This is a genomic window from Dolichospermum compactum NIES-806 (assembly GCF_002368115.1).
Taxonomy (GTDB): domain Bacteria; phylum Cyanobacteriota; class Cyanobacteriia; order Cyanobacteriales; family Nostocaceae; genus Dolichospermum; species Dolichospermum compactum.
Window position 1 is genome coordinate 1,729,554 of sequence record NZ_AP018316.1, and the last position, 12,667, is coordinate 1,742,220.

Genomic DNA, 12,667 nt, shown 5'->3' on the forward strand with positions numbered 1-12,667 from the left:
ATTCAGGGGAAAAACTATGACTCAAGCATCTGCAAAAGAAACCCAATCTAGAGGCATTAATCGCACAATTTGTATCGGTTTAGGTGGCACTGGGAGAGATGTATTAATGCGAATTAGACGGTTAATTGTTGACCGTTATGGAGACCTAAATAAGTTACCAATTGTCAGTTTTGTTCACATTGACACAGATAAAGCAGCCACCCAAGTTACAGGGATTAGAACAGGGAGTACCTATCATGGTGTTGACTTAAGTTTTAAAGAAGCTGAAAAAGTCGGTGCTACCATGTCATCAAGAGATGTCACCAGGTTTGTAGAAGAATTAGAACGGAGTTCAGAATATAGTAATTATGGACCTTATGAGCATATTCGGAGATGGTTTCCTCCGCAATTATTGCAAAATATCCCAGCAGTAGAAGAAGGTGCAAAAGGGATTAGACCTGTGGGAAGATTGGCTTTTTTCCACAACTACCGAAAAATTCAAGCAGCCATTGAATCCGCAGAAAAACGCACGAAAGGACATGAATCTTTATTACTACAATCAGGTTTAATCATAGAACCGGGGCTAAATATTTTTGTTGTCGGTTCTCTTTGTGGTGGTACAGGAAGCGGAATGTTTTTAGATGTTGGCTATACCCTAAAAAATCTTTATGGTGAAGACGGCGCTCAAATCTTAGGTTATTTAGTAATTAGTCCAGAATTATATGGTAATACGACTAGCATGATTGCTAATACTTATGCTGCATTACAAGAACTGAATTATTATAGTTCTCCTGGGACAAAATTTGAAGCACTTTATGATACTCAAAATGTAGTTTCTGTAGTAGAAAAGCGTCCACCATTTAACTACACTTATTTAATAAGTAATGAAGCAACAGCAGAATATTCAATACTTACCCAAGGTAAACTATGTAATGTAATTGCCCATAAGATTGCTTTGGAATTTTCTGGTGAATTAGCAGCTTCTGTGAAAAGAAATAGAGATAATTTACAAGAACATATAACCAAGTACGATGATCATCCACGTCGTAATAGCCAAAACTACTTAACATTTGGACTGTCAGCAATTTATTTTCCTCGTGATACTATTATCGAAATTGCTTTAACAAAGGTAGGTTTAGAGTTAGTCAGATTTTGGTTAAATGGTAAAGGTCAAAGTCCAGATCCTATTAACTTACTTGAGCAATTTTTAATTCAATATAGTTGGCATAATGACTTAGGAAAACGAGATGGTTTAACTAATAAATTAGCAGAGTCTGTAGAAGAATCTAATAAGACCTTTAGTAATAGTCTCAAAAATTGGCAAAATAAATTATCCCGGCTAATTGCTGAATGTAAAAACAAGGATGACCGCACTAATATCCGTCAGCAACTAGCAACAGAGTTTTATAAACAATTTCGCACAGTGCAACCAGGAGAAACAGAAAGCAGTCGCGGTTATTGGTTGACGAAATTAATGCAAGCTACTCCTAAGATTACCAAAGAACTGAATGGGAATATTGATGATTATGTGATGCAATTACTCACACCAGTAGATCCTAATTTCTCCATTAAAAATACACACAATTGGTTAGATTCTCTTCGACACGAATTACATAAATATCAACGAGATTTACAAGAATCAATTACTGATTTTGGAGGAATGAAGCGATTAGAAGATGTAGAAAGAAAATGGGATAATGCAGAACAAACAATTGAAGATATGGAAAATAAACTAGCTATTCCCTTTGTTGATTTCAAAAATATTCCATTTCAAGACGAGTGCAAAAAAGTAATGCAAGAAGTTTACAAAATTATCAAGCATAATTTTGAATTAACTGTATTGCAAGAAACTTTGAAAATGGTCAATCAATTACAAAAGCAAGTTCAAGAAAAAGAAAAGCAAATTGCAGCTTTTAGTAGTTTAGTAGACGACTTGGAAAGTGCTTATGAAAAAGAGGAAAGAGAATTAAAACAATTGAATTTCGATGAAATGAGTGGAGAGGCAATTTTTGATACTGAGGATATAGAACTTTGCTATCAAACAATGATCCCAGAAAATGATAGTCGTCCTCAATTAATATTGGCAAGTTCAGAACTTACTGAACAAACCGATAGAGGAGCATCTTTAGGATTTTTCCTGAATATGGAACGCACTACTTATTCTCAGCTAAAAGAAAAAATTGATTTGAAAGTTAATACTTTATTTGCTTTTCGTGGTAGAAATATTGTTACTTCTGTGATTAAACGCTTGATCCAGAAATATTCTTTATCTGCACGTTCAATTCGTTTAAAGCAAATTATCCAGGAATCTCAACCACTTTTACGTTTAGATTTGGAGGATAGGTATTTTGTACCTGATAAGGGCAAAAGTAGTAAATTAATAGGTTACAAGGATACAGAAGAATTAGAAGTGGCACAGTTTAAAAGTCTATTGACACAGGATTTATCTGTACAACAAAGTGACTTACAAGAAGTGCAAGCAGATGATGAAATTTTATTTGTGAATGAATACGGTGGGTTTCCTTTGAGATTAATTATTGGGTTGGGGAAAATGAGAAACCCATATTTAAAAGAAAAAAATTCTGGTAAATCTTTTTTGCACAATGATTATCGTATATCCTTTCCTGATATTGTACCACCTAATGCAGGAAAAATGGAAGAAGTAGAAAATATTTTTTATCCTTGTTTGGCATTAGAACTGTTAACAGAAAATCATGATACTCAAGAATTAGAGTTTCAATATTATGACCATTTTCAGAATAGCTATGATACTGTTTCTTTGAGTGGAATTTGGATAGAATCTTTGGAATATCTAGCTAGTAATCCCAATATGACTGAAGCATTAAAGCAAATTTTATATAATACAATTTTGGAAATGGAAAATAATCCCACATTATGGGTAAATGAATATTTACCCAAGTTGCGCCAATTTCCTGATAAGCTGACCAGAATTTCCGAAGATAATCCTAATTCTCTCTATAAGACAAGAGTATATACAGATACAAGGAATACTAACGATAATACAAGGGAGGGGGTTATAAATCTTTTTTTGAAGAAAATGGAGGCGAAATTCGGAAACACAAATCCAACTTTACCAAGAAACAATACAGGAACTCAAAAAGCTATTGTGGGGGAAATAGTTGCTAATTCTGCTGATAATCGCTCAAGACGACGACAAGAATTAGAGCAGCTTCAACAAGATTTAGATAAAGGTTTTATGACTTCAGAAGAATACGAACGAGAAAAACAAAGAATTTTTCTCCAATATCCACTGTAGTTTTTTATGGGTAGTTCATATCTACCCAATTCTCACATTTTTTTGCACTACTTATTTCACTACCACAGGTCACTTTTATGCCAGCAATACCACTTTACTTAATTCTCATCACTCTCTTACTGGTCGTTATTCCATCTGTGATTACTATTGTTATTCGCATATCTCTTTACCGCTATTTAATAGATTTGACTAATGAAGTCCAAAAATTAATCAAAACAGGATCAGTAGGAGGACAACGGAAAATTATCCAAACATTAGAAGATAGATTTGAAAAAGCTAGTAAACAATTAGAACAGGTAAATACAGGAGCATTAATAGATCAAATTTATAGTCAGGAAACAATTAAGGGATTTACCTTTACCTGTGAACAAATAGATTATTTATGTCGCATTTTGCCAAATTTACTGTTAGCTTTTGGGTTACTTGGTACTTTTTTAGGTATCACTATTAATCTATCTACTCTCAGTCAAACGATTAATCAAGCTAATGCTAGTGATGTCAGTAATTTAGTTACTGAGTTAAAGAAACCATTGGAAGGAATGAGTATTGCATTTACTACCAGTTTAACAGGACTATTTTTCAGTGCTTTGGTAACAATAGTCAATTTCATCTTTAATAGTGGACTTGCTAAATATCGCTTAATTAGTTCTTTAGAAGATTATCTAGATAATGTATATTTTCCTAAAGTGCAGGGTGATAACCGTCTTGATAAAATAGTTAATAGAATGGTATCTCAACAGGATGAATTTTTAACAAATTTTGGGAAAATAGTGCGAGAAGCTGTAGAACAATCTATGGGAAAAGTCGCAAAACAAATTGCTGACGGGAATAAAGAAACTACAGATTTAGCTAGACAGGTTTATGAAAAATTTACAGTTTCTGCTGGAACTATATCTAGTGCTGCTAATGAGTTCAGAAGTTCAATGTCAGAATTAAATATAACATCTCAGATATTTAAACAGTCTGCTGAAACTTTTAATAAAAGTGAGTTTCCTCTCAAATTATCATTAGCTACTGTAGATTTGGGTAATACACAGCAGAAATTTTCTGAGTCAGCTACAAGTTTAGCAGCAACAACGGAATTGATTATAAATGCCTTAATTGAAATAGAAAATTCTAGTCAGAGTTTAATTAATTTAGGAGAAGAAATAAAATCTATGAACCAAACTTCAATTCAGGTATTAGAATTACATCAAAATAACCAAAATCTTCTTAGTGAAATTATCCCCCAACTTCATGCAGGAGCTAATATTTACGAAAAAGCAATTAGTAAATTAGATGATTTAGATCAAAGAGTGGGAGATAAATTCAATAATTTTGATCAATTAATCACAGCTATCAGTCAGTTATTAGAAAATGTGAAAACATATACAACGGAATTAATTAGCACGGTTTCAACGGAAACTGAAAATTCTAGTCAGAGTTTAATTAGTTTAGCTGAAGAGATAAAAGCTATGAACCAAACTTCAATTCAGGTATTAGATTTACATCAAAATAACCAAAATCTTTTAACTGAAATTATTCCCGGACTTCAGCAAGGAGCTAATAGTTACGAAAAAGCAACTAGTAAATTAGATGATTTAGATCAAAGAGTGAGCGATAAAGTCAATAGTTTTGATAAATTAATCACAACCATTGATCAGCTATTAACAACTGTAAAAACATATACAAATGATGTGAATACTACTATGAATATAGCATCTAATCAAATAGATGCCAATAATCAAAAACTGATGAAATCATTAGAGAATAATAATTCTCAACTAATTTCTGAATATCAAAATGTCAGTAATACCATGATTCAAGGAATTGACAGACAAACTAATGTCAACAAGAAGGGTTTTGAGGCTAATATTAAAGGTTTGGAGTTATTAATCAAGAATCTTGAGGAATATCAACAAAAACTTGATTAGACAAATACCGATACATCAGGTGCGTTACGCTGGTGCTAACACACCCTACTGTTTAAGTTGACTAACAAATTTACAAAAATAAAACATTGCAACTATGGCTCGTCGTTCACGCTACACAGAATATAATGAAGACCTAAACGTTTGGCCAGCATTTACTGATTTAATGTCTAATGCGTTTATGATATTGGTTTTATTTTTGTTTTTAACTATTATCATATCACAAATTAATAAATCACAGATTAGTAAAAATATCAATCAAAGTGTTCAAAGTTCGGAACAGTTAGCTTTAAAAATTAAACAATTAAATGAGCAGATAAAATACTTACAAATACAATTAGAATCTCAAAAAAAGTTAACAGATACACCACCAATTATAGTTATAAAAGATCAAGGTGTTTATAGATTTGCTTCTGGTAGTGCGGAAATTCCTCAACAAATGTCAAATTATATCTTGCAGCAAATAGTACCAGAAATAGAAGCTAGAACTAAACAATATGGTATTAACGTGGTAGAAATAATTGGACACACGGATGGACAAGCTAATGGTAATATAATAAGTAATTTAGATGTTAATTTAGAAGGTGTAGTTAGTGGTAACGGACTTGTAGGAAAATTACAAGCTGGTTCTAATGCTGATTTAGGATTGCTGCGTGCTTTGTCAGTTGTTAAGGTGCTGCGTGATATTCAAAAAAAAGAAGGCAAACTATCTGGATTATCGTTTCGCGCTTATTCTGCGGCACAGTTAATATTACCAAATGGACAATTTGCAGGAACAGCGCGTCAAGATGATGTTACCCGACGACGAATTGAAATCCGATTTACACGGTTAGGAGAAGTGCAAGAAGTTAGATAAAAAATCACTATTTTCTCTATCAAAATCTATTTCTGATTTCCCAATCTCATCAGCTATGCAAAATCTCACCAGAATTACCCGCAATCTAGAAGTAATGGGCGGTAAACCCTGTATTCGGGGAATGCGTGTTACAGTTGGTACTATCGTTGGACTAATGGCATCTGGACACAGTGCAAATGATATTCTCAAGGCTTACCCATACCTTGAAGAAGCAGATATATATGAAGCTCTTGCCTATACTGCATGGCGGTCTGAATAAATTGAAGTCCCGCTGATAAGTGCATGAAAATTTTGATTGATATGAATCGTGGAAAAAATGAATTACGAAAGTTTTTCTCAGAGCCACAAAAAGTAATCCAAAAATGACCTTTATGATTTTAAAATTTTCTCAATCATCCGATTAGCTTGGGAACTATAACTACCACCAAACAAATTAAAATGATTCAAAACATGATACAGATTATATAACGTTTTTCTGTTTTCATACCCTGGCTGTAAAGGATATATCTCTTCATAGCCTTGATAAAAAGTTGGCGGAAAACCTCCAAATAATTCTGTCATAGCGATATCAACTTCTCTATCGCCAAAATAAGTTGCTGGATCAAATATTACTGGTTCATCCTCAACCGTAAAACCTGCATTTCCTCCCCATAAATCCCCATGTACTAAAGCCGGTTGAACTTGATAATTTGCTAATAATTCGGGAATAGCTGCTAATAGTCTTTCTGCTAATGGAAAACTGCCGCCGCGATTTTTTGCTAACTTAAATTGATAACCTAAACGATGTTGAATATAAAATTCAATCCAAGAGTTAGAAAAATTGTTAATTTGTGATGTAGAACCGATAGTATTATTAATATCCCAGCCAAACCCTTGACTAGTGGTAGTTTTGTGCATTGCTGCTAATTTGCGTCCCATTTCTTGCCAAGATTTATGATTACCGGTGGTCATTTCGAGCCATTCCAGGACAAGATAGCTAGAATTACCTGTAGTTCCCCAACAGATTGGATCGGGAACGCGGATAGTTCCTGTGGTAGACATTTGCTGTAAACCAAGCATTTCCGCTGCAAACATTGAGACGTGAGAAGCTTGATTCAGTTTAACAAAATAAGTTAATTGGCGATCGCTGATAGCAAAACCCTGATTAATACACCCACCACTAATGGATAAATGCTGCTGACTGACAAATTTTTCGCCAGTAACTCGGCTAATATGGGTATCAATTTCCGTCCAAATCATAGTTTGTCTATTCTGAGTTGTTAAACATAGATTACCAACAATTAACGACTATAGCGGTATGCACTTTCATGAGCCCAGTCAGCAAATCGTAATGTAGGGGCGGGGAAACCCTACATTATATTGCTAAATTCAGTGATGAAAATGAATACCTATGAAGATATCATAGACAAATTCCCGAAAGTCCTGCTTCTGCAATAACCCGGAAGTTTGCGGACTGCCTTTTTCGTCTAATAATGGCTTCATCAAATAATAAGCTGGCTGGTAATTATACCAAGGAATCGAAGGCCAGAGATGATGAATTAAGTGGTAATTCTGCCCCAAAATTAGGATATTGAGAACCTTGCCAGGATAGACGCGGGCGTTTTTCCAGCGATTTCTCTCAACAAAAGGACGGTGAGGTAAATAATCAAAAAATAACCCCAAAGTTATTCCTACCAAGAAAGCGGGAATAAACCAAAAGTTAAGAATATAGCCCAAAAAATGATATTGGACAGAAATATAAACAATAGTAATGATAATTAGGCGACTAATAAACCATTCTAGTAGTTCATAATTACGCCATAACCGTCTTTGAAAGAAAAATACTTCATGGTACAAAAATCTCACCGCAATTAAGAACAGGGGACCACCTGTAGAAACGTAATGATCTGGGTCATCCTTGGGATGATTAACATTACCATGATGCTGTAAATGTACTCGTGTAAATACTGGAAAAGCAAAAGCTAAAATCAAGGCACTACAATGCCCTAACATAGCGTTAACAATTCGATTGCGATGGGCAGATTGGTGACAAGCATCATGAATCACCGTTCCTGAACAATGAAGTGCTAGAGTATTGACACTAAAACACAACCAATGCGGCCATTCCCAAAGCCAATACCCAAAGTTAGATAAAACTAACATCATCACCACAACTAAAAACATTAATAGCGTGGGATTAAAATCACCAGGAGGTGATAAAAGTTCTTTGGGGGGAATTGTCAGTGGCTTTTGTGCCTCCGACGTGATCATTCTTAACTCCTTTAATAATCAATCTTTACGGATCATACTATTAATCTTAGTGAAGAGTAAAGTTATGTAAAGCAAGATTTATCCAGAGTCGTGGTTAAGAATGTGTAAATAAGGCTATGATCCTTGGCTAAAGCAGTGCTTTGAGACAAAAAACTTTCTGAGGAGAAAGTTGCCGATCAGATTAGTGTACGATATCAAAACTATACCATGATTAGCTCTCTAACTGCTTATAACATTGATATAGTAGTGACCGAAAAGAGAGAGTCTGTTTAATTCATAACCATTTGCAAAAAGATGGCGATCAATGGAAAAATGATTTGCTGATACAGTCAGTTTTTCATGATCCAAAATCTCAAATCTTAAATGGTATGAGAAAAGATGACGATAAATTCCCAGGTAGATCCCAAAAATCTTGAACCCAGCCCATGACGCAATTAAGAGATTCTCAGCGCCGAACTAAAATTGTTGCTACTATCGGACCTGCTACCAGCAGTCCAGAAATGCTAAAAGCGATTATTGAAGCGGGTGCAACAACGCTACGGCTCAACTTTTCCCACGGAACTCATGCTGACCATCAGCGGAGTATTCGATTAATTCGGCAAACCGCTTTTGAACTGAATAGACCGGTAGCAATTCTGCAAGATTTACAGGGTCCAAAAATTCGCTTGGGGCGGTTTGAAACGGGTTCGATAATTTTAGCAAAAGGCGATCGCTTCATATTGACAAATCGCCCCATAGAAGGAACACAGGAAATAAGCTGTGTTACCTACGATTACTTAGCCGAAGAAGTCCCCGTCGGTTCAAATATCCTCCTCGATGATGGCAAAGTCGAAATGGTAGTGGAGGAAATTAACCGCGAAAAAGGTGATTTACATTGTCGGGTAACAGTTCCAGGTAAACTTTCCAACAACAAAGGTGTTAACTTTCCGGGAGTTTACTTATCCATCAAAGCCATGACCGACAAAGACCGCGAGGATCTGATGTTTGGTCTAGACCAAGGAGTTGATTGGGTAGCCCTTTCCTTTGTCCGCAATCCCCAGGATATTATCGAAATTAAAGAACTAATTTCCAGCACTGGCAAAAATGTCCCTGTAGTTGCCAAAATCGAAAAACATGAAGCCATTGAACAAATGGAAGCAGTTTTATCTTTGTGTGATGGGGTGATGGTTGCCAGAGGTGATTTAGGTGTAGAACTACCAGCGGAAGACGTACCCGTGCTACAAAAACGGCTCATTGCCACAGCAAACCGCCTGGGAATTCCCATTATTACCGCTACCCAAATGCTAGATAGCATGGTCAGTAACCCCCGTCCTACCCGTGCAGAAGTATCCGATGTTGCCAACGCCATTTTAGACGGCACAGATGCGGTAATGCTGTCCAATGAAACCGCCGTTGGTAGTTTTCCCATAGAAGCTGTAGCCACTATGGCCAGAATAGCCGAACGGATTGAACAAGAGGAAACCCTGAACACCAATTCCCGTCTATCACGAGATAAAAGGCGTTCTATTCCCAATGCGATTAGCCAAGCTGTTGGTCAAATTGCTGAGAATTTGGGCGCAGCGGCAATTATGACTTTGACACAAACCGGGGCTACAGCCCGCAACGTTTCTAAGTTTCGCCCGAAAACGCCAATTTTAGCCATTACACCTCATGTTAATGTAGCCCGACAGTTACAGATGGTCTGGGGAGTTAGACCGCTGTTGGTGTTAGAACTACCTTCTACAGGTCAGACATTCCAAGCCGCTATTAATGTCGCCCAGGAAAAAAACCTCCTCACTGAAGGTGATTTAGTGGTCATGACCGCTGGTACGCTTCAGGGTGTTTCTGGGTCAACGGACTTGATTAAGGTAGAAATAGTCACAGCCGTACTAGGTCAAGGAATTGGACTGGGACAAGGTTCTGTAAGTGGTCGCGCTAGAGTAGTTCATAATGCTATGGATGCGAGTAACTTCAACCCCGGAGATATTTTGGTAGCATCCCGCACTGGTGTTGATTTTGTAGAAGCAATTCGTAAAGCCGGGGGGATTATTACTGAAGAGGAAAGTCTCACCAGTCACGCCGCAGTTATTGGTTTACGTCTCGGTGTACCAGTAATTGTAGGCGTGAAGGATGCGACACAAGTAATTAAGGATGGTGCAATTTTGACTTTGGATATACAGCGGGGTTTAATTTACTCTGGTGTGGTAGGAACTTAAACAATTAAAAATTCAAAAAAAATAATTTTGGATTTTTAATTTTTGGGTTTTGAAAACAAGCTACGGTGCAGACTTCTGAGATGGTGTAAAGGGGTTTTTTCACGCAGAGACGCAAAAGGCGTTTTCTGCGTCTTGATTTTATTCAGCGAAAATTTCCGCTAAGATATCCAAAACGGCTTTTTGTTCTTCTGTGGTAATTTGACCTAGAAGTTTGATTAGTCGAGTTTTATCTATTGTGCGAATTTGGTCAAGTACGATTTGCCCTTCTTTTCCTTGAAATTGACAGGTCACTCTTGTGGGGTATGGTTGCCCTTTTGTTGTCATTGGTGCAACTATTACGGTAGAAATATGATGGTTGATTTCGTTGGGTGAGATTATTAAGCAAGGGCGTGTTTTTTTAATTTCACTGCCAATGGTAGGGTCAAGATTAACTAGGAAGATATCAAATCTGTTAACTACCATTGCCATTCATCTTTATCCCATTCTGTTGTGTTGATATCATCTAATAAGATATCATCGCCTTTTTCTGCCATTTCTATAAATGCTTTTTCCCAACCTTTTCTGACTTGTTCAACTGGGCGAATAATGAGATGATTTCCTTGAACTTCTATTTCTACTTCTGAGTTAATTCCACTTTGTTCTAATAGGGTTTTGGGGATGCGTAACCCTTGGGAGTTGCCGATTTTGACTATTCGGGTTTTAATTGCTGTACCCATTTTTTGTAATTGCGGATAGGGTGGTGATTACATTGTAATTACAAAGATGGGAATAGTCAAGTACCTTTTAACTGTAATGTCTTGTGTAGTGTTGATTTTGATTGAGTTTCACGCAGACAAGTGAGAATGTGTTATTTTATTTATTTTACAGTAAAATCTCAATCAAAGATAAAAATATGACAGACTAACTATATGACTAAAGCTGAATCTGCTAAACATTTTGAAACTTTTCAAAATTCACCAGAAATGGAAATTTATAAGAACTTACTAGCTTTGAAAGCGAGCTTTCGTGTTTTCAACGGAAACTTTAATGAACTCCAAGAATATCTAGAGCATCTCAAAACACCAAATGAGGCTTTAGTTAAGTATTCTTACAATAAAAGAGAAAATATAGAAGCTTTAATAGATGAAAGTTCGAGGTTATTTCATAACTTCCTTTCATCTGCAAAATCATTAGTAGATCATACAAGAGTAATTGTTAATAGATTATATCCGGCAGATCATGAATTTAATCAAGAGTATCAAAATAAGCTTCAAGCAGATTTAGCAAATCATCCTATCCAAAAGTTCATACAAAATTTACGTAACTACACTCAACATTACACTTTACCAATACCTGATTTACAGATTGCTTTTGGAGAGGATATGAAATTCACTATGCAGATCGATACTAAGGAGCTACTAAAGTGGAAGAAATGGGGGGACTCAAAACCATATTTAGAAAATCTCGGAGACAGTTTTTCACTTGTAGATTTAGCTAATGAATATTATCAAATAATTCAAGATTTTTATGTATGGCTAACTGAGAGACAACATAATATTCATCAACAAGACTTAGAAAATCTTAAAAATATGCAAAAAGACCTCTAATATACAAGATTGGGTTGAGTAACAAAACCTTACATAATTAAGTTTTTGAGCAATTTCCCTAATCTTCTTCTCACGACACCAAAACTAGATTGAGATGCTATAATATAGATAGCAGTCAAGAGGTCTGACTTTTTCGGATCGCGGTAGCAAGGTCTACCCTTGACTGATTTTTATTGTCTAAGGATACATAACAGCCATGTACTTGCTGTATGCAGATGAGTCAGGTACTACCCATGACCAAAACCAGCAATATTTTGTACTGGCTGGATTCTGTATATTTGAACGTCAAGGCTATTGGATTTCTGATCAGCTTGATAAAATTGCTGCTAGATTTGACCCCGCAGATCCTTTATCAGTTGAATTACACGGTAGTCCAATGCTAAGTGGTAGAGGAAAGTGGAGAAGCTATTCTAAAAGTGATAGAGAGAAAGCTATTGAAGATATTTTGCAGGTTTTTTTACAGTCACACCCAAGTAACAGATTATTTGCAAGTGTTATTAAAAAGACTTTAGTATCTCCAAAAGACCCTGTTGAAGTTGCATTTGAACAACTTGCTAGTAGATTTGATAGATATTTGATAAGGCTTCATAAACATGATCAGGACTTACGCAACT

General features: G+C 35.8%; 11 protein-coding genes. 7 read left to right on the forward strand and 4 right to left on the reverse strand.

Annotated elements, in window-relative coordinates:
* The first annotated feature begins 16 nt into the window (after window positions 1–16).
* The 4 genes from CA730_RS08350 (at window position 17) to CA730_RS08365 (ending at window position 6,281) form a co-directional block, all read left to right on the forward strand.
* Window positions 17–3,256, forward strand: a complete 3,240-nt coding sequence (locus CA730_RS08350; RefSeq protein WP_096666176.1) for a tubulin-like doman-containing protein — start codon at window positions 17–19, stop codon at window positions 3,254–3,256.
* A gap of 77 nt (window positions 3,257–3,333) precedes the next feature.
* On the forward strand, window positions 3,334–5,169 hold the full coding sequence (locus CA730_RS08355; RefSeq protein WP_096666179.1) for a hypothetical protein: 1,836 nt from the start codon (window positions 3,334–3,336) through the stop codon (window positions 5,167–5,169).
* Window positions 5,170–5,263: 94 nt separating this feature from the next.
* Window positions 5,264–6,022 (forward strand): flagellar motor protein, encoded by a 759-nt coding sequence (locus tag CA730_RS08360; protein ID WP_096666182.1) that lies wholly within the window; start codon window positions 5,264–5,266, stop codon window positions 6,020–6,022.
* A 55-nt stretch (window positions 6,023–6,077) separates the two neighbouring features.
* Window positions 6,078–6,281, forward strand: a complete 204-nt coding sequence (locus tag CA730_RS08365) for a DUF433 domain-containing protein (protein ID WP_096666185.1) — start codon at window positions 6,078–6,080, stop codon at window positions 6,279–6,281.
* Window positions 6,282–6,391: 110 nt separating this feature from the next.
* Here the strand turns inward: CA730_RS08365 and CA730_RS08370 are convergent, their stop codons facing one another.
* Together CA730_RS08370 and crtR are read right to left on the reverse strand one after the other, a co-directional pair.
* Window positions 6,392–7,261: a fructosamine kinase family protein gene (locus CA730_RS08370; RefSeq protein WP_172891163.1), complete on the reverse strand. Its 870-nt coding sequence runs from the start codon at window positions 7,259–7,261 to the stop codon at window positions 6,392–6,394.
* A gap of 129 nt (window positions 7,262–7,390) precedes the next feature.
* Window positions 7,391–8,272 carry a beta-carotene hydroxylase gene (crtR, locus tag CA730_RS08375; RefSeq protein ID WP_096666189.1) on the reverse strand — a complete coding sequence of 294 codons (882 nt, stop codon included), beginning with the start codon at window positions 8,270–8,272 and terminating at the stop codon, window positions 7,391–7,393.
* A gap of 425 nt (window positions 8,273–8,697) precedes the next feature.
* Between crtR and pyk the strand changes: the two genes are divergently transcribed.
* Complete coding sequence (gene pyk, locus CA730_RS08380) at window positions 8,698–10,467, forward strand: pyruvate kinase (protein WP_096666192.1); 1,770 nt, start codon at window positions 8,698–8,700, stop codon at window positions 10,465–10,467.
* A 138-nt stretch (window positions 10,468–10,605) separates the two neighbouring features.
* Here the strand turns inward: pyk and CA730_RS08385 are convergent, their stop codons facing one another.
* Entirely contained in the window at window positions 10,606–10,929 is a 324-nt protein-coding gene (locus tag CA730_RS08385; protein WP_231940046.1) for a type II toxin-antitoxin system PemK/MazF family toxin, read from the reverse strand.
* A complete protein-coding gene (locus CA730_RS08390; RefSeq protein ID WP_053539348.1) occupies window positions 10,923–11,183 on the reverse strand; it encodes an AbrB/MazE/SpoVT family DNA-binding domain-containing protein in 261 nt (86 codons plus the stop codon). Before CA730_RS08390 ends, CA730_RS08385 begins: the two co-directional genes overlap by 7 nt.
* Before the next feature lie 192 nt (window positions 11,184–11,375).
* Between CA730_RS08390 and CA730_RS08395 the strand changes: the two genes are divergently transcribed.
* Entirely contained in the window at window positions 11,376–12,053 is a 678-nt protein-coding gene (locus tag CA730_RS08395) for a hypothetical protein (protein WP_096666200.1), read from the forward strand.
* 196 nt (window positions 12,054–12,249) lie between these two features.
* A partial coding sequence (locus tag CA730_RS08400) for a DUF3800 domain-containing protein (protein ID WP_157750062.1) occupies window positions 12,250–12,667 on the forward strand: 418 nt, incomplete at its 3' end.